This window comes from Leifsonia sp. 2TAF2 (assembly GCF_052115085.1).
In the GTDB taxonomy this organism is placed as follows: Bacteria; Actinomycetota; Actinomycetes; order Actinomycetales; family Microbacteriaceae; genus Leifsonia.
In genome coordinates this window covers 2,376,781-2,403,202 of record NZ_JBFRFY010000001.1, presented here as the reverse complement: position 1 = coordinate 2,403,202, position 26,422 = coordinate 2,376,781, and the positions used below count along the sequence as shown (strand labels likewise).

Below are 26,422 nucleotides of genomic sequence, written 5' to 3'. Positions count from 1 at the left end.
TCGCCATCACGGAAGGAAACACACACAGTGGACATCGCTGCAATCAACGGCAACATCGCCACCGTCGGTTACGGCCTCGCCGCCATCGGCCCGGCCATCGGCGTGGGCATCGTCGTCGGCAAGACCATCGAGGGCGTGGCCCGTCAGCCTGAGCTGGCCGGCCGTCTCCAGGTCCTGATGTACATCGGTATCGCGTTCACCGAGGCGCTCGCCTTCATCGGTATCGCTACCTACTTCATCTTCGTCTGAGTCCTCTTTTCTCACTCAGTAAGGAGGAACCATGCTTAAGAGTGTGGTGATCGCAGCCGCGGAGGGGTCTCACAACCCGCTCATCCCGGAGTGGCCGGACATCATCGGTGCGCTGATCTGCTTCATCATCATCCTGTTCTTCTTCTGGAAGCTCGTGCTTCCGCGTATGAAGAAGCTGCTGGATGAGCGAGCCGAGGCGATCGAGGGCAACATCGAGAAGGCCGACGAGGCGCAGCGCAAGGCCGAGGCCCTGCTCGAGGAGTACACCGCTCAGCTCGCCGACGCGCGCGCCGAGGCCGGCAAGATCCGCGAGACCGCTCGCACCGACGGTCAGAAGATCGTCGCGGAGGCCCGCGAGGCCGCCGCGACCGAGGCCGCTCGTGTGACCGCGCAGGCCCAGGCGCAGCTCGAGGCGGAGCGCCAGACGGCGCTCGTCCAGCTGCGCGGCGAGGTCGGCTCGCTCGCGATCGACCTCGCGTCGACCGTCGTGCGTGAAGCGCTCGACGAGGACAAGCGTGCCCAGGCCATCGTCGACCGCTTCCTGGCGGACCTCGAGGCCGACGAGCAGAAGGCAGGATCGGGCAACTGATGGGAAGCGCCACCAGAGAAGCATTGACCCGGTCCGTCTCGGCACTCGCCGACCTGGGGTCCAAGGCCGATCTGGCGACGGCTGAGGACCTGTTCGCAGCAGGACGAGTCGTCGCCGACTCGGCCCAGCTGCGCGCCGTGCTCAGCGACCCGACGGTGTCCGGTGAGCGGAAGGCCGTGCTCGTGAAGCGCGTCTTCACCTCGCTGTCGGCTCCCGCCGTGCAGCTGCTCACCGTGGTGACCGCGCAGCGCTGGTCGTCGCACGACGACCTGCTGGCCGCGATCGAGGAGCTGGGAATCCGCGCGATCGCCACCTCCGCTCCGCGGAACGTCGACATCGTGGCCGAGTTGTTCGTCTTTGGAGGCGCCGTGACCTCCGATGCGAGCCTCGAGCTCGCTCTCCGGAGCAAGCTGGCCACCGCCGACTCCAAGGTCGCGCTGGTCCAGCGTCTGCTGGGCGGACGCGCGTCGAAGGAGACGGTGGCCATCGTGCGCCAGCTCGTCGACCAGCCCCGCGGCCGCAGCGTCCGCGAATCCCTCCGCGCCGCCGCCCGCACCGTGGCGGCTCAGCATGGCAAGACGATCGCGTCGGTCTACGCCGCGACACCGCTGCCCGACGCGCAGATCGAGCGCCTGCGCTCGGTCCTCAGCGCCACCTACGGCGACCTGCAGATCAACCAGGTCGTCGACCCCTCGATCATCGGCGGATTGCGCGTACAGATCGGTGACGACGTCATCGATGGAAGCATCGCGTCTCGTCTGGCCGAACTCCGGCTTCAGCTGGCGGGCTGACCGCCTCAAGATAGGAATCACAATGGCAGACATTCAGATCAGCCCCGACGAGATCCGCGACGCGCTCAAGGACTTCGTCAGCGCCTACGAGCCCACCGGGGCCGAGGCCACCGAGATCGGTCACGTCCTCGACGCCTCCGACGGCATCGCGCACGTCGAGGGCCTCCCCAGCGTGATGGCCAACGAGCTCATCCGCTTCTCCAACGGCACCCTGGGCCTTGCCCAGAACCTCGACGAGAACGAGATCGGCGTCGTCGTGCTCGGCGAGTTCGACGAGATCGTCGAGGGCATGGAGGTGACCCGCACCGGCGAGGTCCTCTCCGTCCCGGTCGGCGACGGCTATCTCGGCCGCGTTGTCGACCCGCTCGGCAACCCGATCGACGGTCTCGGCGAGATCGCCAGCGAGGGCCGCCGCGAACTCGAGCTCCAGGCGCCGGGCGTCATGCAGCGCAAGTCGGTGCACGAGCCGCTCCAGACCGGCATCAAGGCCATCGACGCGATGATCCCCGTCGGCCGCGGTCAGCGTCAGCTGATCATCGGCGACCGCCAGACCGGCAAGACGGCGATCGCGATCGACACGATCATCAACCAGAAGGCCAACTGGGAGTCGGGCGACGTCAACAAGCAGGTCCGCTGCATCTACGTCGCCATCGGCCAGAAGGGCTCGACCATCGCTTCGGTGAAGGGCGCGCTCGAGGACGCCGGCGCGATGGAGTACACCACCATCGTGGCCGCTCCCGCCTCCGACCCTGCGGGCTTCAAGTACCTCGCTCCGTACACCGGCTCGGCCATCGGCCAGCACTGGATGTACGGCGGCAAGCACGTCCTCATCGTCTTCGACGACCTGTCGAAGCAGGCCGAGGCCTACCGCGCCGTGTCGCTGCTGCTCCGCCGCCCGCCGGGACGCGAGGCCTACCCGGGTGACGTCTTCTACCTGCACTCCCGTCTGCTCGAGCGTTGCGCCAAGCTCTCCGACGAGCTGGGCGCCGGCTCGATGACCGGCCTGCCGATCATCGAGACGAAGGCGAACGACGTCTCGGCGTACATCCCGACCAACGTGATCTCGATCACCGACGGCCAGATCTTCCTCCAGTCCGACCTCTTCAACGCCAACCAGCGTCCGGCGGTCGACGTCGGCATCTCGGTCTCCCGAGTCGGCGGCGACGCGCAGGTGAAGTCGATCAAGAAGGTCTCCGGCACGCTGAAGCTCGAGCTCGCGCAGTACCGCTCCCTCGAGGCGTTCGCGATGTTCGCGTCCGACCTCGACGCGGCCAGCCGACGCCAGCTGGCGCGCGGTGCACGCCTCACCGAGCTGCTCAAGCAGCCGCAGTACTCGCCGTTCCCGGTGGAGGAGCAGGTCGTCTCGATCTGGGCTGGCACCAACGGCAAGCTGGACGAGGTCGCCGTGGAGGACATCCTGCGCTTCGAGTCGGAGCTGCTGGACCACCTGCGCCGCAACACCGACATCCTGACCACGCTCCGTGAGACGAACGTCCTGGACGACGACACCGCCGCGAAGCTCGGCTCGGAGGTCGACGCCTTCAAGCTCGAGTTCCAGACCGGTGAGGGCAAGCCCCTCGCCTCGGTCGGACGCGAGGAGTTCGAGGCCATCGACGCCGACGACGTCGACCAGGAGCGCATCGTCAAGGCCCGGCGCTGAGCGCTGAGCCGACGAGAGATTAGGTACAGAGGAGAGACATGGGAGCACAGCTTCGGGTCTACCGGCAGAAGATCAGATCTGCCCAGACGACCAAGAAGATCACCCGTGCGATGGAGCTGATCTCCGCCTCCCGCATCCAGAAGGCGCAGGCGCGGGTCGCCGCCAGCTCGCCGTACGCCCGAGCGATCACGCGCGCGGTGTCGGCGGTGGCGACGTACTCGAACGTCGACCACGTCCTGACCACGGAGCCGGAGAAGATCGAGCGCGCAGCGATCGTCATCTTCTCCTCGGACCGCGGTCTTGCCGGCGCCTTCAACTCGAACGTGCTCAAGGAGTCCGAGAAGCTCGCGGAGCTGCTGCGCAGCCAGGGCAAGGAAGTCGTGTACTTCCTGGTCGGCCGCAAGGCACAGGGCTACTTCAGCTTCCGTCGCCGCTCGTTCGAGCGGGTCTGGACCGGGAACACGGACGCCCCCGAGTTCGAGCAGGCCAAGGAGGTCGCAGACGCGATCCTCGAGTCCTTCCTGCGGGATGCGTCCGACGGCGGTGTGGACGAGATCCACATCATCTACAACCGCTTCATCAGCATGCTGACCCAGGAGCCGCAGGTTGTCCGCCTGCTGCCCCTGGAGGTCGTCGAAGGCGTGGAGGAGCCGGACCGCACGCAGGTCCTGCCCCTCTACGAGTTCGAGCCCGACGTGGGGACGGTGCTCGACTCGCTGCTCCCCGTCTACATCGAGAGCCGTATCTTCAACGCGATGCTGCAGTCCGCCGCGTCCAAGCACGCAGCGACGCAGAAGGCGATGAAGGCCGCGAGCGACAACGCCGACAAGCTCATCACCGACTACACGCGTCTTGCGAACAACGCCCGTCAGGCGGAGATCACTCAGCAGATCTCCGAGATCGTCGGCGGCGCAGACGCGCTGAGCTCGGCCAAATGATCGTCCAACGAGAGAGATAACAATCATGACTACCGCTACCGCCGAAGCCCAGGCTTCGACCGCGCAGCCGGCCGGTGTGGGACGCATTGCCCGCGTGACCGGTCCGGTCGTCGACATCGAGTTCCCGCACGACGCGATCCCGGGCATCTACAACGCCCTCAAGACCACGATCACGATCGGCGAGGAGTCGACCGAGATCACCCTCGAGGTTGCGCAGCACCTGGGCGACGACCTGGTGCGCGCGATCGCACTGAAGCCGACCGACGGCCTGGTCCGCGGCGGCGAGGTGCGCGACACCGGTGCCCCGATCAGCGTGCCCGTCGGCGACGTGACCAAGGGCAAGGTGTTCAACGTCACCGGTGACATCCTGAACCTGGAGCCGGGCGAGACGGTCGAGATCACCGAGCGCTGGCCCATCCACCGCAACCCCCCGGCGTTCGACCAGCTCGAGTCGAAGACCCAGCTGTTCGAGACCGGCATCAAGGTCATCGACCTGCTCACCCCGTACGTGCAGGGTGGAAAGATCGGCCTGTTCGGCGGTGCGGGCGTCGGAAAGACCGTCCTCATCCAGGAGATGATCCAGCGCGTCGCGCAGGACCACGGTGGTGTGTCGGTGTTCGCCGGTGTCGGTGAGCGCACCCGTGAGGGCAACGACCTCATCCACGAGATGGAGGAGGCGGGCGTCTTCGACAAGACGGCCCTCGTCTTCGGCCAGATGGACGAGCCGCCGGGAACGCGTCTGCGCGTCGCCCTGTCCGCTCTGACGATGGCGGAGTACTTCCGCGACGTGCAGAACCAGGATGTGCTGCTCTTCATCGACAACATCTTCCGGTTCACGCAGGCAGGCTCCGAGGTCTCCACGCTGCTCGGCCGCATGCCGTCCGCGGTGGGCTACCAGCCGAACCTGGCCGACGAGATGGGCATGCTCCAGGAGCGCATCACTTCGACCCGCGGTCACTCGATCACCTCGCTGCAGGCGATCTACGTGCCGGCCGACGACTACACCGACCCGGCGCCGGCGACCACGTTCGCGCACCTCGACGCCACGACCGAGCTCTCCCGTGAGATCGCGTCGAAGGGTCTGTACCCGGCCGTCGACCCGCTGACCTCGACCTCGCGCATCCTCGACCCCCGTTACCTGGGTGAGGACCACTACCGCGTCGCGACCACCGTCAAGCAGATCCTCCAGAAGAACAAGGAGCTGCAGGAGATCATCGCGATCCTCGGCGTCGACGAGCTGTCGGAGGAGGACAAGATCACGGTGTCGCGTGCGCGCCGCATCCAGCAGTTCCTCTCGCAGAACACCTACATGGCGAAGAAGTTCACCGGTGTCGAGGGCTCCACGGTTCCGCTGAAGGAGACCATCGAGTCGTTCGACGCCATCGCCAAGGGCGAGTTCGACCACGTCGCCGAGCAGGCCTTCTTCAACGTCGGAGCGATCTCCGACGTCGAGGAGAAGTGGGCGCAGATCCAGAAGGAGAACGGCTGAGATGGCCGTCCTCACCGTGAGCGTCGTCGCGGCCGACCACGAAGTGTGGTCGGGCGAGGCGAGCATGGTCGTCGCGCGCACCGTCGAGGGGGAGATCGGTATCCTGCCCGGCCACGAGCCGCTGCTGGCCATCCTCGCCGAGGGCGAAGTGCGTGTGACGCTGAACGGAGGCGAGTCGATCCGGGCGAATGCCGATGACGGCTTCCTCTCCGTCGAGAACAACACCGTCACTGTCGTGGCCCGTCAGGCCGAGCTGGTCTGATATGTCCGGGCAGCAGGGAGCCCCGCTGGAGCGCCAGTTCGGAGACGTACGCGTCCCGATGCTGGTGGCGATGGCGGGGCTTCCCGGTTCCGGGAAGTCCACCATCGCGGAGATCGTCGCGGGGCGGATCGGAGCCACGGTGATCTCGGTGGACCCCATCGAAGCGGCGGTGCTGCGTGCCGGCATCGACTCCGACCAGCCGACCGGCCTCGCCGCGTACCTGGTGGCAGAGACCATGGCCGAGCAGGTGCTGCTCTCGGGCCATTCGGTCGTCGTCGACGCGGTGAACGCCGTGGAGCCGGCCCGCCTGCAATGGCGGGACCTGGCGCAGCGCTGCGACGTGAAGCTGCGGGTCGTGGAGACGGTGTGCTCCGATCCTGAGCTGCACGAGGAACGGCTCGCGAAGCGGTCCGGAACGGTCGCCACCTGGTCGACGGGGGCTGTCGCCGTCGAGCAGAGCGTCGACGAGTACGACGAGTGGAGGGGCGCCTGCGGTTCGCTGCCGCGCGTCACCCTCGACACCTCGGCGCCGCTGGGGGAGAACGTCGAGACCGCTGTCGAGTTCGTGGAGGGCTAGGTGCTCATCCTGCTCCCGCCCTCCGAGACCAAGAGGGGCGGGGGAGCGGGGTCGCCGCTCGCCTTCGATCGTCTGCGTTTCCCGTCGCTGAACGACATCCGCCGAGAGGTGGTGTCGGCGGTCGTCGAGCTGGCCTCCGATCACGGTTCCGCGGTCAAAGCACTGAAGCTCGGCCCGAAGCAGGCCGGGGAAGTCGAGCGGAACCGCGCGATCCTCACGGCGCCGACCATGCCGGCCCTCGAGCGGTACACCGGTGTGCTGTACGACGCGCTCGATGCGGAGTCGCTGTCCGGTGCCGACTGGGAGGTCGCCTCTCGGTCGGTCGTGGTGCAGTCGGCGCTGCTCGGGTTGGTCGGAGCCGCTGACCCGGTTCCCGCGTACCGGCTCTCGTTCGATTCGCGCCTCTCGCTGCGGCGTGGTGCAGCCTCGCTGAAGAAGAGATGGGCGGAGGCGGGCGCAGCCGCGCTGGCAGAGCAGGATGGTCTGCTGCTGGACCTGCGATCGGAGGGGTACTCGGCGCTGGCGCCGCTGCCGGATCGGGATGGTGCCCACTACGTCCGGGTGCTCGCCCGCGACGACTCCGGCCACGTGCGTGCGCTGAACCACTTCAACAAGCAGGCCAAGGGGCTCCTCGCCCGCGCCCTGGTGGAGTCGGGTGGGGCGTTCGCGTCGACGGACGAGCTGCTCTCCTGGGCCGAAGCAGAGGGCTATGAGTTACGGCCGGCGGCCGACGGTTCGCGTGATCTGGAGCTCGTGGTGCCGGAGGTGCGCGGGGCTCCCGGCAGCCTGATGGCGACCCTTCGGGTCTGATCGCGGCTGCCCGCGAGCGGCTCTACACGTACGGGTACCTCACCGCGAACTCACAGTGGTGCGCCGACATAAAGTGAGATAAGCTCAACAGCAAGAGAGAGGATCACTGATCCGAGGTGTGCGCACACCAGTTGGGTGCACATCTCACCAAGTCGGGCCGTCGTGTGGTGGCCGGCGCGTCATCCCCATGCGCCGTTTCCCACGTCGGAGTGTGAGGCACCAAGATTCCGCCTGCGGTCGGGCACGAGCGGTAGAACCCTCACCAGCGAGATCCGTCGTCGGAGCCATTTTCCGCCGCCGGCCCGACTCTCTCGGTTCTCTCCGCAAGCATCGGAGCCGACAGCGTCACAGGCGCTGTCGACCTCGATTTGGCGCTCTACGCGCGGAGCACCCTTCGAAGTGGTCGTCGACCATCCCGGTCGCCTGCATCAGGGCGTACATCGTGGTCGGCCCGACGAATCGGAAGCCGCGTCGGCGCAGTTCCTTGCTGAGTGCAGTGGACTCGGTCGTGACGGCCGGGATCTCGCCCCACTCTTGCGGCCGACCTTCGGCGCGCGGATCGGGCGCGAAGCTCCACATCAGCTCTTCGAGCGGCACGTCGAGCGCGAGTACCGCCCGGGCGTTCGAGATGGTCGCCTCGATCTTGCCGCGGTGTCGGATGATGCGCGCATCCTGAAGCAGCCGCTGCACGTCCGTCTCGGTCATCGCCGCGACCCGCTCCGGCTCGAACCCGAGGAACACCTCCCGGAACGCCGGTCGCCTTCGGAGAATGGTGATCCAGGAGAGCCCCGCCTGGAATCCTTCGAGACAGAGCTTCTCGTAGAGCGCCCGAGGGTCGTGCTGCGGCCGGCCCCACTCCTCGTCGTGGTAGCGGCGATACTCCGGGTCGCTCGCCGACCAGGAGCACCGCGCCAGGCCGTCGTCGCCGACGACGAGCGCCGATCGTGCCGGTGTCGTCGTCTCGCTCATGCGGCCAGCAGGATCCCCTCGTGCTCCAGCAGCCACAGCTTGGTCGGGATGCCGTCGCCGCCGCTGTAGCCCGTCACCCGCCCGCTGGAGGAGAGCACGCGGTGGCAGCCGACGATGATCGGCACGGGATTCGCCCCGACGGCGCCCCCGATCGCCCGGCCGTAGCCCGCGTGCCCGAGGGATGCGCCGAGCTCGCCGTACGACACGAAGGTGCCGTACTCGAGCGCGGCGAGTCGCTCCCACACCGCCTGGCGGAAGGGCGTGCCCTGCAACCGCACCGGCACCTCGAACGACCGGCGGGATCCTGCGAAGTACTCGCCCAGCTGCGCCGCCGCGTCGTCGAGCACGGGCGTACTGCGTTCTGGGTGGTCTTCGAGTGGCAGGTTGCCGGCCCGCTCGATGGAGAGCGACGTGACGGCCGTGCCGTCGCTGGTCAGCTCAAGCCGGCCGATGGGGCTCGTGGTGCGAAGGAGATAGGCGAAAGAACTGCTCATGGGTCGACTCTAGGACGCACCACCGACGGGCACTCGCGGGAATCGGACATCGGGGGATAACTCGGTGAGCTTCGAGCCTGGGGACGGTTATCCGGTGCATCGCGCGCTGAAATGTGCTGCCTCCTGTCGAAGATCCCGCTGCGTTCCGTCGGAAATTTCGCGGCCCGGGAAGGAGATTCCGGCCAGTACCCGTCAGAACTCCATCCCCACCGCGTCCGGTCGGAGATCCCTGGCCTCTTCACCGACGAAATCCACACGCGATGGCCGCCTCACTGGGCACCATCCAGGGCAAGCCGGCGGCGGTCGTGCCTAGACTCGAGAGTATGGCCACCATCGAATACCGCACCCTCGGACCCTCCGGACTCGTCGTCTCCACCGTCGGACTCGGCTGTAATAATTTCGGCCGGAAGGACACCGCGACCGAGACGCAGGAGGGCACGGACGCCGTCATCGGCGCCGCGATCGACGCGGGCGTGACCCTGTTCGACACGGCCGACATCTACGGCAAGGAGCGCGGACTCTCCGAGACGCTGATGGGCAAATCGCTCGAGGGCAAGCGCGACCGGATCGTGCTCGCCACCAAGTTCGGGATGGACATGGCCGGAGTGAACGGTCCCGAGTGGGGCGCGCGCGCCTCCCGCCGCTACATCCGCCTGGCGGTGGAGAGCTCCCTGCGCCGCCTGCGCACCGACTGGATCGACCTCTACCAGCTGCACCGGCCCGACGGCATCACCCCCATCGAGGAGACGCTGGAGACGCTGGACGACCTCATCGCCGAGGGCAAGATCCGCTACATCGGGCACTCCAACCTGAGTGGATGGGAGATCGCAGAAGCGGAGTTCACCGCCCGGCTGAACGAGCATCCGAAGTTCATCTCGGCTCAGAACGAGTACAGCCTCTTGGCGCGCGACGCCGAGCGCGAGGTGCTCCCGGCCGTGAACCGGTACGGCCTGGGCTTCCTCCCGTTCTTCCCGTTGTACAACGGCCTGTTCACGGGCAAGTTCACCCGGGAGGGCGGCCCTGCCGATAGCCGCATCATGCACACCCGCAAGCACCTGCTCGACAACGCGCCCTGGGACCGCGTGGAGCGGTACCAGGCGTTCTGCGACGAGCGCGGCGTCACGATGCTCGCCGCGACCTTCGCGTGGTTGCTCGCCCAGCCCGGGCTCACCAGCGTGATCGCCGGCGCGACGAAGCCGGAGCAGATCGTCGCCAACGCCGACGCGGCCACGGCGTGGAGCCCGACTCAGGATGAGGTGGACGCGATCTCGAAGATCTTCGCCACCGAGGAGTCCTGAATACAGGACGGTAAAGCCGGTCCTGAAATCAGGACCAAATCCTTGTGAGTGAGCACTCACTCCGCCTATAGTAGGCGCGTGACCGAGGACTCCCTCACAGAGGACGCGCCGAGAACGCGAGCCCAGCCGATGGCCGCGGAAGACCGCCAGGCGATGATCGTCGACGCCGTCATCCCGTTGCTGCTCGAGCACGGGCGCGGAGTGACCTCCCGGCAGATCGCCGAGGCCGCGGGCATCGCCGAGGGCACCATCTTCCGCGCCTTCGGCGACAAGGAGACGCTCGTCCAGGCCGCGATCGAGAAGTACCTCGACCCGGAGCCGCTACGCGAGGCCCTGCGCAGCATCGACCCTGCGCTTCCGCTGGAGCACAAAGTTCGCGCGATCCTCTACCTGCTGCGCGAACGCTTTCATAGCGTGATGCGCATCATGTCGGTGATCGGCCCCGAGCGCCCGCCCGTCCCCCAGGAGCGGGGGGAGTTCGCGCGGATCATCGCGCACATCCTGGAGCCGGAGGCGCACGAGCTCAACTGGCCGCCGGAGCGAGTGGCGCACCTGCTTCGGCTGATCAGCTTCTCGTCCGCCTTCCCTGCGCTCAACGAGGGCATCGAGTTCAGCATCGACGACCTCGCCAGGATGACGCTGCTCGGTGTCGCCGGCACCTCACCGCTCGTCCCCGATCCCACCCCAAGCCCGTCCTCGTCCTCGTCCACGGAGGCATCATGCTCCTGAAACTGCTCGGCCGGTTCCTCCGGCCGCACTGGCCGCTCCTGATCGGGGTGGTCGTCTTCCAGCTGGCGCAGGCGCTGCTCTCGCTCTGGCTGCCCACCCTCAACGCGGCCATCACCGACAACGGCATCGCCAAGGGCGACACCAGCTACATCATGGCGGTGGGCGCCGAGATGCTCGGTGTGACGCTCGTCCAGGTCGCGTGCGCGATCACCGCCGTGTACTTCGGCGCGAAGGTCGCGATGCTGGTCGGCCGCGATCTGCGCGAGGCGATCTTCCACCGTGTCGGCGAGTTCAGCGAACGCGAGGTGTCGTCGTTCGGCGCACCCTCCCTGATCACCCGCAACACGAACGACGTCCAGCAGGTGCAGATGCTGGTCATGATGACCTGCACGCTGCTCGTCGCCGCGCCCATCCTGGCCATCGGCGGGATCGTGCTGGCGATGCAGCAGGACATCGACCTGTCGTGGCTGATCGCCGTCAGCGTCCCGGCCCTGCTGATCGCCGTGAGCATCATCATCTCGCGCATGGTGCCGCTGTTCCGCCGGATGCAGGACAGGATCGACCGCGTCAACCGGGTGCTGCGCGAGCAGCTGACCGGGATGCGCGTCGTGCGGGCGTTCGTGCGCGAGGATGTCGAGACCCGCCGGTTCCGCACCGCCAACGATGAGGTCACCGACACGGCGCTGAGGGCCGGCCGCCTCTTCGCTCTGATGTTCCCGATCGTGATGCTGGTGCTGAACGTGTCGAGCGTCGCCGTGATCTGGTTCGGCTCGTTCCGCGTCCAGGAGGGGTCGCTGCAGATCGGCACGCTGACGGCGTTCCTGCAGTACCTCATGCAGATCCTGATGGGCGTCATGATGTCGACGATGATGGCGATGATCGTGCCGCGCGCGTCGGTCTGCGCCGACCGCATCGGCGAGGTGCTCGGAACCGAGACGTCGGTCCGGATGCCCGAGCGACCCGTCACAGAGGTGCAGGCGCATGGCACCGTGGAGTTCGTCGACGTCGGCTTCTCGTACCCCGGCGCCGAGAACCCGGTCCTGACCGACGTGACCTTCCTGGCCGAGGCCGGTAAGACCACGGCGATCATCGGCAGCACGGGCGCGGGCAAGACGACGCTGGTGAACCTCATCCCGCGCCTGTTCGATGCGACCAGCGGAATCGTCCTGGTCGACGGAGTGGATGTGGCCGACCTCGATCCCGAGGTGCTGTGGTCCCGCATCGGCATCGTGCCGCAGAAGCCGTACCTGTTCTCAGGAACGGTGGCGTCGAACCTGCGCTACGGCAACCCGGACGCCACCGACGACGAGCTCTGGCACGCGCTGGAGGTGGCGCAGGCGCGCGACTTCGTCGAGGCGATGCCCGAGAAGCTCGAGGCCCCGATCTCGCAGGGCGGCACCAACGTTTCGGGCGGCCAGCGACAGCGCCTGGCGATCGCGCGGGCGCTGGTCCGCAAGCCCGAGATCTACGTGTTCGACGACTCGTTCTCGGCGCTCGACACCGCGACCGACGCCCGCCTTCGGGCGGCGCTGGCGCGCGACGTGGCCGACGCGACGATGGTCGTCGTCGCGCAGCGCGTGTCCACCATCGTGGATGCCGACCAGATCATCGTCCTGGAGGACGGCCAGGTGGTCGGCCGGGGGACGCACGACGAACTCGTGGAGAGCAATGCGACGTACGCGGAGATCGTGTCGTCGCAGCTCGCCGCCCAGGATGCGGCGTAGGGAGACGACGGGATGAGCGAGAAGACGACAGAACCGGTCCGGCCCCCAGGCCCGCCCGTGCGGCGCGGCCCCGGCGGCGGTGGGCCGTTCGGCGGGATGATGATGCCCGTCCAGAAGTCCATGAACTTCGGGCCGAGCGCCAAGCGGCTGCTCGGCAGGCTCCGCCCGGAGTGGCTCGCGCTGTCCGCGGTGAGCCTGCTCGCGGTCGTGTCCGTCACCTTCGCGGTGCTCGGACCGAAGCTGCTGGGCAACGCGATCAACCTGGTGTTCGCCGGCGCCCTGTCGCTGCAGTTCCCGAAGGGGATCACGCAGGAGCAGGCCATCGCCGCGGTGCGTGCGAAAGGCGAGACGCAGTTCGCAGACCTCCTCTCGGGCACCACGTTCACGCCGGGCGCGGGCATCGACTTCACGGCAGTCGGGCAGACGCTGCTCTGGGTGCTGGCCCTCTACGTGCTGTCCTCGGTGTTCAGCTACCTGCAGGCGTACGTGCTCAACGGCGTCACCCAGCGCACGGTGTACCGCCTCCGGTCGGACGTGGAGGACAAGCTCCACCGTCTCCCGCTGAGGTACTTCGACGGGATGCAGCGCGGTGAGCTCCTCAGCCGCGTCACCAACGACATCGACAACATCTCGCAGTCGCTGCAGCAGACGATGAGCCAGCTGCTCACCTCCCTGCTGACCGTGGTCGGCGTGGTCGTGCTGATGTTCGTCATCTCGCCGCTGCTCGCCGTGATCGCGCTCATCACCATCCCGCTGACCTTGCTGATCACCACCGTGATCGCGAAGCGCTCGCAGAAGCTGTTCGTCGCCCAGTGGCGGCACACCGGCGAGCTCAACGGCCAGATCGAGGAGGCCTTCACCGGCCACTCGCTGGTCAAGGTGTTCGGACGGCACCGCGAGGTGGAGGCCCGCTTCCGATCGAAGAACCAGGAGATGTTCCAGGCCAGCTTCGGCGCCCAGTTCATCTCGGGCATCATCATGCCGGCCATGATGTTCGTCGGAAACCTGATGTACGTCGCGATCGCCGTGGTCGGCGGCCTGCAGGTCGCGAGCGGGGCGATGCAGCTGGGCGATGTGACCGCCTTCATCCAGTACTCGCGGCAGTTCACGCAGCCGCTGACCCAGCTGGGATCCATGGCGAACCTGCTGCAGTCGGGCGTCGCCAGCGCGGAGCGTGTCTTCGAGCTGCTGGATGCGGACGAGCAGTCCTCGGACCCGGCCGAGCCGGAGAACCCGCAGGGCACCAAGGGCCTGCTGGCGTTCGAGGACGTCTCGTTCCGCTACGTCGAGGAGACGCCGCTGATCGAGGACCTGTCGCTGGTCGCGCAGCCGGGCCAGACGGTCGCGATCGTCGGTCCCACCGGCGCGGGGAAGACCACCCTCGTCAACCTGATGATGCGGTTCTACGAACTCGACGGCGGACGCATCACGCTCGACGGCGTCGACATCGCGACAATGACGAGGCACGACCTGCGGGCACGGATGGGCATGGTGCTGCAGGACACCTGGCTGTTCAAGGGGACGATCCGCGACAACATCCTCTACGGCCGGCCCGACGCGACCGAGGAGGAGCTGGTCGACGCGGCACGCGCGACCCACGTGGACCGGTTCGTGCGTTCGCTGCCCGACGGCTACGACACCATCCTCGACGACGAGGGATCGAACATCTCGGCGGGCGAGAAGCAGCTGTTGACGATCGCGCGGGCGTTCCTGGCGCGGCCGAGTGTGCTCATCCTGGACGAGGCGACCTCGTCGGTCGACACGCGGACAGAGCTCCTGGTGCAGAAGGCGATGAGCGTGCTGCGCGCGGACCGCACGTCCTTCGTGATCGCGCACCGGCTGTCCACGATCCGCGACGCCGACCTCATCCTGGTGATGGAGGCCGGTCGCATCGTCGAGCAGGGGACGCACGCGGAGCTTCTCGCCCGCGGCGGCGCGTACTACTCGCTCTACAACGCGCAGTTCGCGGGGGCGGCCAGCGAGTAGGTCACGCCTCCTTGAGCCGTGAGGCGTAGGCGCGGACGCACCAGAACACGCCGTACGCGATCAGCCCGAGGGCGATGAGGATGAGCAGGAACACGCCGAACGGCACCTCGGTCAGCGCCTTCAGGCTGCCGTCCAGCCCACCGGCCTTCTCAGCGTCGGAGGTGACCGCGCCGAACACGACGAGGCCGCCCACGATGATCAGGGCGACCCCTTTGGAGATGTAGCCGACCCGGCCGAGCATGGTCGTGACGGTCGCCCAGCGGTTCGGCGGGAGGCGCAGATCGCGCTCGAAGCGATGGGTGGCTCCGTTGACGATGAAGACGACGCCCGTCGCGACGATCCCGAGACCGATCGCGGCCAGCAGGAACACACCGCCGGGAGCCGCGAGCAGCTGGGCGCTCATCGACTTCTCCGACGACGAGGCATCCTTGCGGCCGCCCAGGGCGATCGAGATCGCGATGCCGGCGAGTGCCGCGTAGACGACGCACTTGACGACCTCGATGAGCTTCTCACCGCGCTTGTGAGCGGTGATGGCCTGCAGCACCTGCCACGCGGCGAGGAAGATCAGGCCGACGATGACGGCCCACAGCACGAACAGACCGCCCGGCACGGCCACCAGCGCCTGGAGCGCGCCGGACTGGTCGGCACTGCCGCCCGAACCGAACGCGACGGCGAGGGCGATCGCCCCGATGAGGATGTGCAGGACGCCGATGGCGGCGAGTCCGACGCGCGCGAGGACGCGGACGGCGGGCTGGCGTTCGACGCGGGATGCGGCCCGGCTGGGGGAGGTCATGGCAGGAACGGTACCCGGCGTACACGCGTTCCGGAATCTCGGGTACCGTAGAGGACTGAGTCCGTCGCGCCCGTCGCGCGATGGCGAGATCTGAATAGAGGAGGCCGGCATGGACATCGACCTCAGCGTCTTGCGTCTCATGGAGCGCGAGAAGGAGATCCCCTTCGATGAGCTGGTGCAGATCATCGAGCAGGCGATCTTGACCGCCTACCTGAAGCACACGAACCAGGCCGATCACCGTCACGGTCACACCGACCAGCCGCCGGCAGCGCGGGTGCACTTGGACCGCAAGACGGGGCATGTCACCGTCTACGTGCCCGAACTCGACGAGGAGGGCAACGTCATCGGCGAGGCCGAGGACAGCCCCAGCGACTTCGGCCGTATCGCGGCGTTCGCCGCGAAGCAGGTCATTAACCAGCGGCTGCGCGACATCGCCGACGACGCCGTGCTCGGCGAGTTCCGCGGGCGCGAGGGCGACATCGTCGCGGGCGTCATCCAGCAGGGGCCGAACCCCCGGATGATCCACGTCGACCTCGGCACCGTTGAGGCGATCCTGCCTCCCGAGGAGCAGGTCCCCGGCGAGGAGTACACCCACGGGTCCCGCATCCGCGTGTACGTCACGAGCGTCAGCAAGGGCCCGAAGGGGCCGTCGATCACCGTGTCGCGTACGCACCCGGCGCTCGTCCGCAAGCTCTTCGCCCTCGAGGTGCCGGAGATCGCGAGCGGCGTCGTGGAGATCGTGTCGCTGGCCCGCGAGGCCGGGCACCGCACCAAGATCGCGGTGCGCGCGACCGAGCCCGGTGTGAACGCCAAGGGCGCCTGCATCGGCGAGCTCGGGCAGCGCGTCCGTGCAGTCACCGCGGAACTGAACAACGAGAAGATCGACATCGTCGACTACTCGCCGGACCTCGCGACCTTCGTTTCGAGCGCCCTGTCGCCGGCGAAGGTGACCAGCGCGTTCGTCATCGACGAGTCGCTGAAGGCCGTGCGCGCGCTCGTTCCCGACTACCAGCTGTCGCTCGCCATCGGCAAGGAGGGGCAGAACGCCCGCCTCGCCGCGAAGCTGACGGGCGCGAAGATCGACATCCAGCCGGATTCGATTCTGGACCGAGACTGAGCAGGCACACCATCCCCTGATCAGCTTCGTTCGGCGACCGGTCCCAAGAGGAGTAAGATGGAACCCGTCAGAACGTGCGTCGGATGCCGTTCTCGCGCTCCCCGGTCCTCTCTTCTGAGGGTCGTCGCCCAGGAATCTGAACTCGTGGTGGATCCTTCCGCCACACTTCCGGGGCGGGGTGCGTGGCTGCATCCGGTCGACGGGTGTCTCGACCTCGCGGTGAAGCGCCGGGCCTTCGGGCGGGCGCTTCGCGTGGAAGGACCACTCGGCACCGCGGCCATCCGGTCGCAAATTATGAGAACAGGCTGAAGAAGTTGACTTCACATGAGTGACAACCGATGAGCGGCTCGAAATGAGATCCGTCCACAACTAACGCCTGCCCCTGTCCGGGGGTGGGCCCCCAGACAGGAGAATTGTGGCTGCAAAACCACGCGTACACGAGGTCGCGAGCGAGCTCGGCGTCGACAGTAAAGTCGCGCTCGCGAAACTCAAGGAGATGGGCGAGTTCGTCAAGGGACCGTCCTCCAGCATCGAGCCCCCGGTAGCACGCAAGCTGCGTGCTGCGCTGGAGGCCGAAGGGCACTCGGGCTCCGGCAAGCCGGCCGCCGACAAGGCGACCGCGTCCGCGCCGAAGGCCCCCGCCCAGTCGCCGCGCCCCGCCGCGCCGCGCCCGCAGGCCGCTCAGGCCGCTGCGCCAGTCGAGGCCGAGGCCGAGGCAGACGCCGGGCCGAAGCCCGTCGCACCGATGTCGGTCGCCGAGCGTCAGGCTGCGGCCGAGAAGGCTGCGGCAGAGAAGGCGGCCGAGAAGGCCGCTGCCAGCGCCGCCAGCACTGCTGGTGCCGAGAAGCCCGCCACGCCCGACGCCGTCAAGCCGGCATCGCCGCGCCCCGGCGGCAGCAGCAGCATCCCGCGTCCGAGCGCCCCGCGCCCGGGCAACAACCCGTACTCGTCGAACCAGGGGATGGGCCAGCGCACTCCGCGACCCGGCAACAACCCCTTCTCGTCGTCGCAGGGCATGGGACAGCGTCCCTCGCCCGGCAACATTCCGCGTCCCACCCCGCCGCGCCCCGGTGCCCCGCGCATCGGCGCGCCCGGTCAGGGTGGCGGCGGCAACCGCCCGGGCGGACAGCGTCCGGGTGGCGGCGGAGGCCGTCCCGGCTTCCAGCAGCGCCCCGGTAGCGGCGGCGGTGCCGGAGCAGGCACGGCGGGCGGCTTCCAGCGGCCCGGCGGCGGCTTCGGCGGTCCGCGCCCCGGTGGTGGCGGCGGTCGCGGTCGTGGGCCCGGCGGCGGCACCGCAGGTGCCTTCGGTCGCGGTGGCGGCAAGAGCAAGGCCCGCAAGTCGAAGCGCGCGAAGCGCCAGGAATTCGAAATGCGGGAGGCCCCGTCGCTGGGTGGCGTGAGCGTACCCCGCGGCGACGGCAACACCGTCGTGCGGCTGCGCCGAGGCGCATCCATCTCCGACTTCGCCGACAAGATCGACGCGAACCCCGCGTCGCTGGTCACCGTCCTCTTCCACCTGGGCGAGATGGCGACCGCGACCGAGTCGCTCGACGAGGCCACCTTCGAGGTGCTCGGCGAGGAACTGGGTTACAAGATCCAGGTCGTGTCGCCGGAGGACGAGGACAAGGAGCTCCTGGAGGGCTTCGACATCGACCTCGACGCCGAGCTTGCGGACGAGTCCGACGAAGACCTCGAGATCCGGCCCCCGGTCGTCACCGTCATGGGTCACGTCGACCACGGTAAGACGCGCCTCCTCGACGCCATCCGCAACGCGAACGTCGTTGCGGGAGAAGCCGGCGGCATCACCCAGCACATCGGTGCGTACCAGGTGTGGACGGAGCACGAGGGCATCGAGCGTGCCATCACCTTCATCGACACCCCGGGTCACGAGGCGTTCACCGCCATGCGTGCTCGTGGTGCGCAGGTCACCGACATCGCGATCCTCGTGGTCGCGGCGGACGACGGCATCATGCCGCAGACCATCGAGGCGCTGAACCACGCCCAGGCGGCCAACGTGCCGATCGTGGTCGCGGTCAACAAGATCGACAAGCCGGATGCCAACCCGGCGAAGGTGCGCCAGCAGCTCACCGAGTTCGGTCTGGTGGCGGAGGAGTACGGCGGCGACGTCATGTTCGTCGACGTGTCTGCCCGGAACGACATCGGTATCCAGGACCTCCTGGACGCGGTGCTGCTCACGGCCGATGCGGGTCTCGACCTGCGCTCCAACCCGAACAAGGATGCGCGAGGCATCGCCATCGAGGCGAAGCTCGACAAGGGCCGCGGCGCTGTCGCGACCGTGCTCATCCAGTCCGGAACGCTGCGCGTCGGCGACTCGATCGTCGCAGGCACCGCCTACGGACGTGTCCGTGCGATGGCCGACGAGAACGGCGACGCCGTGCTCGAGGCTGCGCCGTCCCGTCCGGTGCAGGTGCAGGGTCTCTCCAGCGTTCCGCGCGCCGGCGACGTCTTCATCGTCACCGAGGAGGACCGCACCGCTCGTCAGATCGCGGAGAAGCGCGAAGCCGCCGAGCGCAACGCCCAGCTGGCCAAGGCCCGCAAGCGCATCTCGCTCGAGGACTTCACCCGTGCTCTGGAAGAGGGCAAGGTCGAGGCGCTCAACCTCATCATCAAGGGCGATGTGTCCGGTGCCGTGGAGGCGCTGGAGGAGTCGCTCATGAAGATCGAGGTCGACGACTCGGTTTCGCTCCGCATCCTGCACCGCGGCGTCGGCGCCATCACCGAGTCGGACATCGACCTGGCGACCATCGACAACGCGATCGTGATCGGCTTCAACGTCCGCCCGGACGTGAAGGCGCGCGAGCGTGCAGCCCGCGAGGGTGTGGATGTCCGCTTCTACTCGGTCATCTACAACGCCATCGAGGACATCGAGAACTCGCTCAAGGGCATGCTCAAGCCCGAGTTCGAAGAGGTCCAGTCCGGTGTCGCCGAGATCCGCGAGGTGTTCCGCTCCTCGAAGTTCGGCAACATCGCCGGTGTCATCGTTCGCTCCGGGACGATCACCCGCAACGCGAAGGCGCGGGTCATCCGCGACGGCGTCGTGGTGGGCGACAACCTGGCGATCGAGTCGCTGCGCCGGTTCAAGGACGACGTCACCGAGGTCCGTACCGACTTCGAGGCCGGTATCGGTCTCGGGAAGTACAACGACATCCAGATCGGTGATGAGATCGAGACGACCGAGCTTCGCGAGAAGCCGCGCGTCTGAGCTAAACGGACCGAAGGCCCGGCGGGTGACCCGCCGGGCCTTCGGCTTCCACCACGAGTGAGGAGTGAATGATGGCTGATCCGGCTCGCGCGAGGAAGCTCGCGGACAGAATCAAGGAGATCGTCGCCAAGCGGCTCGACCGCGGTCTGCGCGACCCGCGCCTGGGATTCGTGACCATCACGGACGTCCAGGTGACCGGCGACCTGCAGCACGCCACCGTCTTCTACACGGTGTACGGCACCGAGCAGGAGCGCGAGGACAGCGCTGCGGCCCTCGCTGCGGCGACGGGGATGCTGCGCAGTGAGGTCGGCAAGAACATCACCGCCCGGCTGACGCCGACGCTGGCGTTCCAGCTGGACGCGATCCCCGAGAACGCGGCCCACATCGAAGGCCTGCTGCGAGAGGCGCGCGAGCGCGACACCGAGGTGGCGGGACTCGCCGCGAGCGCCGCATATGCCGGCGACGAGGACCCGTACGTCAAGCCGCGGGACTTCGATGAGGACGACGAGGACGAGGACGACGAGGCCGACGCCGACGCAGATGACGCCGGCGCGGACGACGCCGACGAGGACGAGAGCACGCAGTCGGAGCGCTGAGCGCATCCCGACCCTAAGCTGACGGCATGTACGCCGTCTCGTTCTACGATGCCGACCCGGCCGCGGGTCCCGAGCACTTCCAGCGACTGGTGGAGACCTATCCCCGCCACAGGGCTTACCTCGACGACTTCGCGAAGGGCGGCGAGGTGCTCATGATCGGCACGTTCGGCGACCCGGCGACGCAGGGATCGATGGCGATCTTCCGATCGAGGGAGGCCGCCGAGCGCTTCCGCGAGGGCGACCCGTTCGTGACCGAGGGGCTCGTGTACCGGTCCCGCATCCTCGACTGGGACCCTCTGGTCTTCTCCGTTTCGTGAGGTGCTCGCAGGTGCGCCGGCACACGGCGTGTCGCGCGCACCTGCGCGCACCTCACGGTCAGGGCAGCGTGTAGCCGCCCTGGGACGCGACGGCCAGGCCGTCCGCCACGAGTCCCGCGAGGGCGCGGTCGCGCTGTGCTGCGTCCGGCCACACGCTTTCGAGCTCGACGGCACTGACGGGGATGTGCGATGCGCGCAGTTCGGCGAGGATGCGACCGCGCACCTGCCGGTCGCTGCCCTCGTAGCGCTTCTGCACCGACTTGCGCGGACCGGCGTACGCCGGATAGCCCGCCTGACGCCAGGCGCACCGCGCAGCGATCGGGCACTGGTCGCAGCGCGGCGACCGGGCGACGCAGACGATCGCGCCGAGCTCCATCATTCCTGCGTTGAAGGCGGCAGCGGCCGGGCGGTCGTCGGGCAGCAGCGCCTCCATGGCGGCGAGGTCCCGTTTCGCACTGGGCGGCCCGGGCTCCGCCTGACCGTCCACGGCCCGGGAGATGACGCGGCGGATGTTGGTGTCGACGACGGGATGCCGGTCGCCGTAGGCGAACACCGCCACGGCGCGCGCGGTGTAGTCGCCGACGCCGGGGAGCGCGAGCAGCGCATTCACATCGTCCGGCACCACACCGCCGTGACGTTCGGTGATCGCGACGGCGGCGGCGTGCAGCCACAGCGCCCGCCGCGGGTAGCCGAGCGACTGCCAGGCACGCACTGCCTCGCCGGGCGGAACGGCGGCGAGGTCCGCCGGTGTCGGCCAGCGCGTCAGCCACTCCTCCAGCCGGGGGATGACCCGGCTCACCGGCGTCTGCTGCAGCATGAACTCGCTGACGAGCGTGCCCCACGCCGTGAAGCCGTCGCGCCGCCACGGCAGGTCGCGCCGGTTCGCGTGGTACCAGTCCACCACCGTCGCGGCGAAGTCGTGCATGCATCGAGGCTAACCGGTGCCGGGGCCTCTGCTCGTCGCATGATGCTTCCGCCGACGCCGCGCGTGCAGGCGCTGCCGCTGCGCATCGAGCCGATCGACTGAGCCGGACAGCGCAGCGACGGGCCTCAGGCGGCGAGCAACGGCCGCATCCGCTCGGCGACCTCGTCGGGTGTGTAGAACGCACCCGCACGCTCCACCTCGTGGACCAGCTGCGTGATCGCCGCGTTGACCGGCGCCTCGACGCCTGCCGTGCGCGCCTCATCCACTACGGCACCGTTGAGGTAGTCGATCTCGGTCGGCTGCCCCCGGCGGATGCTCTGCAGCGTCGAGCCGGGATTCGGAGTAGAACCCATGCGCCGCTTCATCATCAGCGGCACCGCTTGAGCGGCCCAGCGGGGAGCGCGGGCGACGACGCGGAGGATGCGATCGTCGAGGCCCTGGATGCTGCCGTAGCGCACGCCGCGGGCGTAGCCGACCCGGGTGGCCTCCTGCAGGCTCGCCGTGACGATGGGCCGCAGCCGCCGGTCGCCGAGCACCGCCTGCGCACTGAGTCCTGTTATCGCGGGGAGGGCGTTGATCTGGTTCACCATGAGCTTGGTCCACTGCGCGCCGGTGAAGTTGTCGATGGCGAAGGCGGGCATGGCGCCGTCGAGGATGCGTGCAGCCTCCACCGCGGCTGGGGGCGGCGGGCCGTCCCCGGCGCCGAGGTATGTATTCGCGGTGGTGGTGACCGAGACCCGTCCGGGCGCGAGGTAGCTGGCGGCGTACAGCGCGAGGGCGCCGACGCACGCGGACCCCGGCAGCAGCTGCTCGGCCTCGCGCAGCCCGGCCAGGCCGTTCTGCACGATCACCACGGTGATCCCGTCCAGCAGTGGCGCGTTGGCGCGAATGGCCGCCGGCGCATCCTGAGCCTTGGTGCACACGAAGGCGAGCTCGGGACGCGTCTGGAGCGTCTCCGCGGCGGTGACCCGCGTGGTGTGCGTGCCCCAGCCTCCGTCGAGCCGCAGGCCCTCGTCGCGGATCGCCGCGAGCTGCTCGCCGCGCGCCGTCACCTCGACCAGATGACCGACGCGGTCGAGGAGTGCTGCGATGGTGCCGCCGATGGCTCCCGCTCCGATCACGCCGATTCGCACGCGTTCCAGCCTAATCGCCCGGCCTGGCGTCGCCGGCCGCGCGCGAGTGGACGCGACACGCCGGGCCTGGCCTCGCCGGCCTCCGGAGTTGACGCGACACGCCGTCGGCGCAGGTGCGCTGACCGCGTGTCGTGTCAACTGGACGGAGGTGTGAGGTCAGTCGGCGAGGACCGGCGCCGGCTCTGCCGTGGCGAGGGCGTCGACGGCGGCCTCGGCCGGGGTTGCCGGCGCAGCGGCCGCGGCGGCCAGCCGTGCAGCGGCACGCCGGCCGGGCAGCGCCAGCGCGATCACGGCGGCGGCGGCCAGCACACTCGCGCCGACCCACACGGCCGGCACGGCCGCATCCACGTATCCGGTCGGGGTGAGCGTTCCGCCCGCTCCGGTGAATACCGCGGTCAGCACGGCCACGCCGAGCGCGACTCCGACCTCGCGGAGCGTGGAGTTGGTGCCGGACGCCTTCGCGTGGTCGGCGGGCCGCATGTTGGCGAGCACTGCCGTCGAACTGGGAGCGAACACGAGTCCCATGCCGATGCCGGCGAGCAGGAACGGCGGCCACATCTGCGAGTAGGGGAGCGTGGCGGACAGGGTCGCCGCGATCCATCCCATCGAGACGGCGAGGAGGACGAGCCCGACGACGACCGGGAGGCGGGTCCCCGTCCGCGACGACAGCAGTCCGGTCAGCGGCGCCACGACCATCGGCGCGAGCGTCCACGGCATCGTCATCACACCGGCCTCGAGCGGGGTGTGGCCCTGCACGACCTGGAGGAACTGGATCAGGATGAAGATCGCACCGAAGATTCCGAAGCTGAAGGTGACACCGACCAGGTTGGCCACCGTGAAGCTGCGATCGCGGAAGAGCCGCAAGGGGAGCAGCGGGGCGGCCGCCCGCGACTCCCAGATCACGAAGGCGACCAGCAGCGCGGCACCCGCGATGAGGGGGACGAGCACCTCGGCGCTGCCCCATCCCGCGTCGTTGCCGCGGACGATGGCCCAGACCACGCCGAGCACACCCGGGGCGGCGAGCAACAGACCGACGATGTCGGCGCGGACGCGTGCGCCGAAACTGTTGGGCAGTGCGAAGAGCACCAGAGGAACGGCGATGACGCCGAGCGGGACGTTGAGCCAGAAGATCGCCTGCCAGTTCCATCCCTCGACCACCGCGCCGCCGATCAGCGGGCCAAGGGCGACACCGAGGCCCGAGATCCCGCCCCAGATGCCGATGGCCGCGGGCCGGAGCCGCTCGCTCACGCTGCCGGCGAGCAGCGTCAACGAAAGGGGGAGCAGCGCTGCAGCGCCGACACCCTGGATCGCCCGCGCGCCGATCAACTGCCAGGGCTCGGTCGACAGCGCCGCCGCGGCGCTGGCGAGCGTGAAGACGGCGATGCCGGCGAGGAACACCGAGCGGCGCCCCAGCCGGTCGCCGAGGCCGACCGCCATCAGCATGAGGGTGGCGAAGGTCAGCGTGTAGGCGTTGACGACCCACTGCAGCTCTTCGATGGAGGCGCTGAGGTCTTTCGCGATGACGGGGAGGGCGCTGGTGACGACGAGGTTGTCGAGCGTCGCCATGAACATCGGCAACGAGGCGGCGACGATCGCCAGCCAGACCGGGATGCGCCGGGCGGTCGCTCGGCGGGTGCCGGCGCCGGTGGTGACGGGAGCGGACATTGCACGCCTCCAAGAGTGTGGGTCGAAATGTGGTTATCGGATGATTACAAGAGCTGACACTAGTAATCGACTGATAACATGTCAAGCGTGACGGACAAGATCAGCGAGAGGATCCCCTCGGCCGAGCGCCGGGAGCAGATCCTCGAAGCCGCCAGCCGGGTCTTCGGCGAGCGCGGTTACTTCGGCGCGACCACCGACCAGATCGCCAAGGCGGCGGGCATCAGCCAGCCGTATGTGGTGCGGATGTTCGGCGGCAAGGAGAACCTCTTCGTCGGCGTGCTGAGCCGATCCCTCGACCGCCTGCTCGTCGCCTTCACGGGCACGATCGAGCAGTGGAAGGCCGACGGATCGCCGGCCGCCCCGACCGGCCCAGGCACCTCACCCCTGCCCGGTTCGCACGGCGAGATCGGCCGCCGCCTGGGCCTCGCCTACGTGAACCTTATCGAGGACCGCGGGCTGCTGCTCTCGCTCATGCAGGCCTTCAGCATGGGGCAGGAGCCGACGATCGGCGGCAAGGCCCGGGACGGTTTCCTGGCCATCTACCGCCTCCTGCGCGACGAAGCGGGCTTCGCTCCGGAGGAGGTGCGCTCCTTCCTCGCCGAGGGGATGCTGCTGAACACCCTGCTGGGACTGCGGCTGCCGGAGGAGTACGGGCGCGACGAGGCCGCCACGGAACTGCTGGAGTGCACCTTCCGTACGAAGCTCGACCTGGTGCTGCACGTGTCTGCTGAGAACGGACGGGTCGAGGGCGAGCGCAGCGCGACAGGGACGGTCGCGTGACCGGCAGCGGCCTGATCCTCGTCGACAAGCCGGGAGGGATGACCAGTCACGACGTCGTCTCCCGCGTCCGCCGGGCTGCAGGCACCCGCAAGGTCGGCCATGCGGGAACGCTGGACCCGATGGCGACCGGTCTGCTCATCCTCGGCATCAACTCGTCCACCCGCCTGCTGACATACATCGTCGGTGCGGACAAGGAGTATCTGGCGACCATCCGGCTCGGGGCGGCATCCACAACCGACGACGCGGAAGGCGACCTGCTGGCCCCGGCGGCGCAGAGCGACCTGGATGCGGTGACCGAGGAGGCGATCCGCGCCGGCATCGCGCGCCTCACCGGCGAGATCGAGCAGGTTCCGAGCTCGGTCAGCGCCATCAAGGTCGACGGCAAGCGGGCGTACGCCCGGGTCCGCGCCGGCGAGCAGGTGGAGCTGCGGCCACGCGCCGTCACTGTGTCGGAGTTCGAACTGATCAGTATCCGCCGCGACACGGGCGCGATCGATCTGGATGTGCGGGTCGTCTGCTCATCGGGCACGTACATCCGCTCTCTCGCCCGCGACCTCGGGGCCGGCCTCGGCGTCGGCGGGCACCTCAGCGCCCTGCGGCGCACCCGCGTCGGCGCCTACCATGTGCGCGATGCCCACGACCTCGCTACGCTCGACGCGGAGGCCGCGCTGGTGCCGGCCGCGGACGCCGCCGGCCGGCTCTTCGAGCGGCTGGAGCTGACCGAGCAGCAGGCGATCGACCTGACGCACGGGCGCCGCATCCACATCGCCGACTGGGAAGGGCCGGGCGGTGAGCCGGTCGCTGCGATCGCGCCGACCGGAACGCTGGTGGGACTGATCGAGTTCCGCGGAAAGGAAGCCAGGACCCTCGTGAACTTCCCCACGGACGAAGCGGTCGGCCCGGCGGGCACCGCATGATCGAGTGGTTCACCACCGTGCAGGTCGTCGTGGCCTGCGCCGCCGGACTCCTCTGCATCGTGCTGGGGCTTGCCGGGCGGCTCCCGGGCGATGTGTCGATGGGCGCCGTCGCGCTGGTCGAGCTGCTGCTGCTCGTCCAGCTGGTCATCGCGATCGTCGCGCCGGCGGTGGGCAATCCGCCCTCCGGCAGCCTCGCCGAGTTCTACATCTACCTGATCTCGGCGATCATCCTGCCGCTCGCCGGCGGCTTCTGGGCGCTGATCGAGCGCAACCGGTGGAGCACGGTCATCCTCGGCGGCGTCTGCCTCGCGATCGCGGTCATGGTGTACCGCATGGGGCAGATCTGGTTCGTGCAGGGCGCCTGAGGGTCGCGGACGCAAATAGAATCGAA

27 protein-coding genes are annotated in these 26,422 nt (G+C 68.7%); 21 read left to right on the top strand and 6 right to left on the bottom strand.

Translation table 11 applies throughout. The features are described 5' to 3' along the window. Window positions 1-27 precede the first annotated feature (27 nt). From atpE to AB4Z18_RS11600, 9 genes are read left to right on the top strand one after another with little or no spacing between them, the layout of a single operon-like run. Window positions 28-249: an ATP synthase F0 subunit C gene (gene atpE, locus AB4Z18_RS11640; RefSeq protein ID WP_064111451.1), complete on the top strand. Its 222-nt coding sequence runs from the start codon at window positions 28-30 to the stop codon at window positions 247-249. Window positions 250-280: 31 nt separating this feature from the next. Next, complete coding sequence (locus tag AB4Z18_RS11635; RefSeq protein ID WP_441782835.1) at window positions 281-838, top strand: F0F1 ATP synthase subunit B; 558 nt, start codon at window positions 281-283, stop codon at window positions 836-838. Continuing rightward, entirely contained in the window at window positions 838-1,629 is a 792-nt protein-coding gene (locus AB4Z18_RS11630; RefSeq protein ID WP_441782834.1) for a F0F1 ATP synthase subunit delta, read from the top strand. Before AB4Z18_RS11635 ends, AB4Z18_RS11630 begins: the two co-directional genes overlap by 1 nt. A gap of 22 nt (window positions 1,630-1,651) precedes the next feature. Beyond that, window positions 1,652-3,289, top strand: a complete 1,638-nt coding sequence (atpA, locus tag AB4Z18_RS11625) for a F0F1 ATP synthase subunit alpha (RefSeq protein ID WP_441782833.1) — start codon at window positions 1,652-1,654, stop codon at window positions 3,287-3,289. 38 nt (window positions 3,290-3,327) lie between these two features. Then, window positions 3,328-4,227 carry a F0F1 ATP synthase subunit gamma gene (locus AB4Z18_RS11620; RefSeq protein ID WP_441782832.1) on the top strand — a complete coding sequence of 300 codons (900 nt, stop codon included), beginning with the start codon at window positions 3,328-3,330 and terminating at the stop codon, window positions 4,225-4,227. 25 nt (window positions 4,228-4,252) lie between these two features. Continuing rightward, window positions 4,253-5,716: a F0F1 ATP synthase subunit beta gene (gene atpD / locus AB4Z18_RS11615; protein ID WP_441782831.1), complete on the top strand. Its 1,464-nt coding sequence runs from the start codon at window positions 4,253-4,255 to the stop codon at window positions 5,714-5,716. A 1-nt stretch (window position 5,717) separates the two neighbouring features. Continuing rightward, complete coding sequence (locus AB4Z18_RS11610; protein ID WP_441782830.1) at window positions 5,718-5,978, top strand: F0F1 ATP synthase subunit epsilon; 261 nt, start codon at window positions 5,718-5,720, stop codon at window positions 5,976-5,978. Between the two features lies 1 nt (window position 5,979). Then, window positions 5,980-6,555, top strand: coding sequence for an AAA family ATPase (locus AB4Z18_RS11605; protein WP_441782829.1), 576 nt, complete (start codon window positions 5,980-5,982; stop codon window positions 6,553-6,555). After that, window positions 6,556-7,365, top strand: coding sequence for a YaaA family protein (locus AB4Z18_RS11600; protein WP_441782828.1), 810 nt, complete (start codon window positions 6,556-6,558; stop codon window positions 7,363-7,365). A 345-nt stretch (window positions 7,366-7,710) separates the two neighbouring features. Here the strand turns inward: AB4Z18_RS11600 and AB4Z18_RS11595 are convergent, their stop codons facing one another. Beyond that, the gene (locus AB4Z18_RS11595) at window positions 7,711-8,334 is read right to left on the bottom strand and encodes a DNA-3-methyladenine glycosylase I (RefSeq protein ID WP_441782827.1); all 624 of its coding nucleotides are present in this window, start codon (window positions 8,332-8,334) and stop codon (window positions 7,711-7,713) included. Next, complete coding sequence (locus tag AB4Z18_RS11590) at window positions 8,331-8,828, bottom strand: methylated-DNA--[protein]-cysteine S-methyltransferase (RefSeq protein WP_441782826.1); 498 nt, start codon at window positions 8,826-8,828, stop codon at window positions 8,331-8,333. The genes AB4Z18_RS11595 and AB4Z18_RS11590 overlap by 4 nt, the downstream gene beginning before the upstream one ends. A gap of 323 nt (window positions 8,829-9,151) precedes the next feature. Here AB4Z18_RS11590 and AB4Z18_RS11585 point away from each other — a divergent pair, with 323 nt between their 5' ends. The 4 genes from AB4Z18_RS11585 (at window position 9,152) to AB4Z18_RS11570 (ending at window position 14,565) form a co-directional block, all read left to right on the top strand. Beyond that, window positions 9,152-10,126: an aldo/keto reductase gene (locus AB4Z18_RS11585; protein WP_441782825.1), complete on the top strand. Its 975-nt coding sequence runs from the start codon at window positions 9,152-9,154 to the stop codon at window positions 10,124-10,126. A 78-nt stretch (window positions 10,127-10,204) separates the two neighbouring features. Continuing rightward, a complete protein-coding gene (locus AB4Z18_RS11580) occupies window positions 10,205-10,855 on the top strand; it encodes a TetR/AcrR family transcriptional regulator (RefSeq protein WP_441782824.1) in 651 nt (216 codons plus the stop codon). Further along, a complete protein-coding gene (locus AB4Z18_RS11575) occupies window positions 10,846-12,579 on the top strand; it encodes an ABC transporter ATP-binding protein (RefSeq protein WP_441782823.1) in 1,734 nt (577 codons plus the stop codon). Before AB4Z18_RS11580 ends, AB4Z18_RS11575 begins: the two co-directional genes overlap by 10 nt. A gap of 12 nt (window positions 12,580-12,591) precedes the next feature. After that, complete coding sequence (locus tag AB4Z18_RS11570) at window positions 12,592-14,565, top strand: ABC transporter ATP-binding protein (protein WP_441782822.1); 1,974 nt, start codon at window positions 12,592-12,594, stop codon at window positions 14,563-14,565. A gap of 1 nt (window position 14,566) precedes the next feature. On the opposite strand, the gene AB4Z18_RS11565 is transcribed toward AB4Z18_RS11570, so the two are convergent. Continuing rightward, the gene (locus tag AB4Z18_RS11565) at window positions 14,567-15,358 is read right to left on the bottom strand and encodes a DUF1206 domain-containing protein (protein WP_441782821.1); all 792 of its coding nucleotides are present in this window, start codon (window positions 15,356-15,358) and stop codon (window positions 14,567-14,569) included. Window positions 15,359-15,467: 109 nt separating this feature from the next. Here AB4Z18_RS11565 and nusA point away from each other — a divergent pair, with 109 nt between their 5' ends. The 5 genes from nusA to AB4Z18_RS11540 all read left to right on the top strand — a co-directional run bounded on the left by nusA (window position 15,468) and on the right by AB4Z18_RS11540 (window position 20,611). Further along, window positions 15,468-16,475, top strand: coding sequence for a transcription termination factor NusA (nusA, locus tag AB4Z18_RS11560; RefSeq protein ID WP_441782820.1), 1,008 nt, complete (start codon window positions 15,468-15,470; stop codon window positions 16,473-16,475). 57 nt (window positions 16,476-16,532) lie between these two features. Next, window positions 16,533-16,784, top strand: coding sequence for a YlxR family protein (locus AB4Z18_RS11555; RefSeq protein ID WP_441782819.1), 252 nt, complete (start codon window positions 16,533-16,535; stop codon window positions 16,782-16,784). Between the two features lie 106 nt (window positions 16,785-16,890). Beyond that, complete coding sequence (gene infB, locus AB4Z18_RS11550; protein WP_441782818.1) at window positions 16,891-19,698, top strand: translation initiation factor IF-2; 2,808 nt, start codon at window positions 16,891-16,893, stop codon at window positions 19,696-19,698. Window positions 19,699-19,769: 71 nt separating this feature from the next. Continuing rightward, a complete protein-coding gene (rbfA, locus tag AB4Z18_RS11545) occupies window positions 19,770-20,294 on the top strand; it encodes a 30S ribosome-binding factor RbfA (protein WP_441782817.1) in 525 nt (174 codons plus the stop codon). 26 nt (window positions 20,295-20,320) lie between these two features. Then, window positions 20,321-20,611, top strand: a complete 291-nt coding sequence (locus AB4Z18_RS11540) for a YciI family protein (protein ID WP_441782816.1) — start codon at window positions 20,321-20,323, stop codon at window positions 20,609-20,611. A 58-nt stretch (window positions 20,612-20,669) separates the two neighbouring features. Here AB4Z18_RS11540 and AB4Z18_RS11535 read toward each other — a convergent pair whose 3' ends face one another. From AB4Z18_RS11535 to AB4Z18_RS11525, 3 genes are all read right to left on the bottom strand, one after another. Continuing rightward, window positions 20,670-21,536 (bottom strand): A/G-specific adenine glycosylase, encoded by an 867-nt coding sequence (locus AB4Z18_RS11535; RefSeq protein ID WP_441782815.1) that lies wholly within the window; start codon window positions 21,534-21,536, stop codon window positions 20,670-20,672. A gap of 125 nt (window positions 21,537-21,661) precedes the next feature. Beyond that, window positions 21,662-22,669, bottom strand: a complete 1,008-nt coding sequence (locus AB4Z18_RS11530) for a ketopantoate reductase family protein (protein ID WP_441782814.1) — start codon at window positions 22,667-22,669, stop codon at window positions 21,662-21,664. Window positions 22,670-22,825: 156 nt separating this feature from the next. Next, window positions 22,826-24,334, bottom strand: a complete 1,509-nt coding sequence (locus AB4Z18_RS11525; RefSeq protein ID WP_441782813.1) for a DHA2 family efflux MFS transporter permease subunit — start codon at window positions 24,332-24,334, stop codon at window positions 22,826-22,828. A 78-nt stretch (window positions 24,335-24,412) separates the two neighbouring features. Between AB4Z18_RS11525 and AB4Z18_RS11520 the strand changes: the two genes are divergently transcribed. Genes AB4Z18_RS11520 through AB4Z18_RS11510 form a run of 3 tightly spaced genes read left to right on the top strand, consistent with a single transcriptional unit; the run spans window position 24,413 to window position 26,396 of the window. After that, complete coding sequence (locus AB4Z18_RS11520; protein ID WP_441782812.1) at window positions 24,413-25,114, top strand: TetR/AcrR family transcriptional regulator; 702 nt, start codon at window positions 24,413-24,415, stop codon at window positions 25,112-25,114. Further along, on the top strand, window positions 25,111-26,031 hold the full coding sequence (gene truB / locus AB4Z18_RS11515) for a tRNA pseudouridine(55) synthase TruB (protein ID WP_441782811.1): 921 nt from the start codon (window positions 25,111-25,113) through the stop codon (window positions 26,029-26,031). The genes AB4Z18_RS11520 and truB overlap by 4 nt, the downstream gene beginning before the upstream one ends. Then, window positions 26,028-26,396 (top strand): hypothetical protein, encoded by a 369-nt coding sequence (locus tag AB4Z18_RS11510; RefSeq protein ID WP_441782810.1) that lies wholly within the window; start codon window positions 26,028-26,030, stop codon window positions 26,394-26,396. Before truB ends, AB4Z18_RS11510 begins: the two co-directional genes overlap by 4 nt. Window positions 26,397-26,422 lie beyond the last annotated feature (26 nt).

Bases quoted from the DNA above. Each gene is read 5' to 3' on its own strand.
- AB4Z18_RS11635 (WP_441782835.1), top strand. From the start codon at position 281: ATGCTTAAGAGTGTGGTGATCGCAGCCGCGGAGGGGTCTCACAACCCG.
- AB4Z18_RS11630 (WP_441782834.1), top strand. From the start codon at position 838: ATGGGAAGCGCCACCAGAGAAGCATTGACCCGGTCCGTCTCGGCACTC.
- atpA (WP_441782833.1), top strand. From the start codon at position 1,652: ATGGCAGACATTCAGATCAGCCCCGACGAGATCCGCGACGCGCTCAAG.
- AB4Z18_RS11620 (WP_441782832.1), top strand. From the start codon at position 3,328: ATGGGAGCACAGCTTCGGGTCTACCGGCAGAAGATCAGATCTGCCCAG.
- atpD (WP_441782831.1), top strand. From the start codon at position 4,253: ATGACTACCGCTACCGCCGAAGCCCAGGCTTCGACCGCGCAGCCGGCC.
- AB4Z18_RS11610 (WP_441782830.1), top strand. From the start codon at position 5,718: ATGGCCGTCCTCACCGTGAGCGTCGTCGCGGCCGACCACGAAGTGTGG.
- AB4Z18_RS11605 (WP_441782829.1), top strand. From the start codon at position 5,980: ATGTCCGGGCAGCAGGGAGCCCCGCTGGAGCGCCAGTTCGGAGACGTA.
- AB4Z18_RS11595 (WP_441782827.1), bottom strand. From the start codon at position 8,334: ATGAGCGAGACGACGACACCGGCACGATCGGCGCTCGTCGTCGGCGAC.
- AB4Z18_RS11590 (WP_441782826.1), bottom strand. From the start codon at position 8,828: ATGAGCAGTTCTTTCGCCTATCTCCTTCGCACCACGAGCCCCATCGGC.
- AB4Z18_RS11585 (WP_441782825.1), top strand. From the start codon at position 9,152: ATGGCCACCATCGAATACCGCACCCTCGGACCCTCCGGACTCGTCGTC.
- AB4Z18_RS11575 (WP_441782823.1), top strand. From the start codon at position 10,846: ATGCTCCTGAAACTGCTCGGCCGGTTCCTCCGGCCGCACTGGCCGCTC.
- AB4Z18_RS11570 (WP_441782822.1), top strand. From the start codon at position 12,592: ATGAGCGAGAAGACGACAGAACCGGTCCGGCCCCCAGGCCCGCCCGTG.
- AB4Z18_RS11565 (WP_441782821.1), bottom strand. From the start codon at position 15,358: ATGACCTCCCCCAGCCGGGCCGCATCCCGCGTCGAACGCCAGCCCGCC.
- nusA (WP_441782820.1), top strand. From the start codon at position 15,468: ATGGACATCGACCTCAGCGTCTTGCGTCTCATGGAGCGCGAGAAGGAG.
- AB4Z18_RS11555 (WP_441782819.1), top strand. From the start codon at position 16,533: ATGGAACCCGTCAGAACGTGCGTCGGATGCCGTTCTCGCGCTCCCCGG.
- rbfA (WP_441782817.1), top strand. From the start codon at position 19,770: ATGGCTGATCCGGCTCGCGCGAGGAAGCTCGCGGACAGAATCAAGGAG.
- AB4Z18_RS11540 (WP_441782816.1), top strand. From the start codon at position 20,321: ATGTACGCCGTCTCGTTCTACGATGCCGACCCGGCCGCGGGTCCCGAG.
- AB4Z18_RS11535 (WP_441782815.1), bottom strand. From the start codon at position 21,536: ATGCACGACTTCGCCGCGACGGTGGTGGACTGGTACCACGCGAACCGG.
- AB4Z18_RS11525 (WP_441782813.1), bottom strand. From the start codon at position 24,334: ATGTCCGCTCCCGTCACCACCGGCGCCGGCACCCGCCGAGCGACCGCC.
- AB4Z18_RS11520 (WP_441782812.1), top strand. From the start codon at position 24,413: ATGTCAAGCGTGACGGACAAGATCAGCGAGAGGATCCCCTCGGCCGAG.
- AB4Z18_RS11510 (WP_441782810.1), top strand. From the start codon at position 26,028: ATGATCGAGTGGTTCACCACCGTGCAGGTCGTCGTGGCCTGCGCCGCC.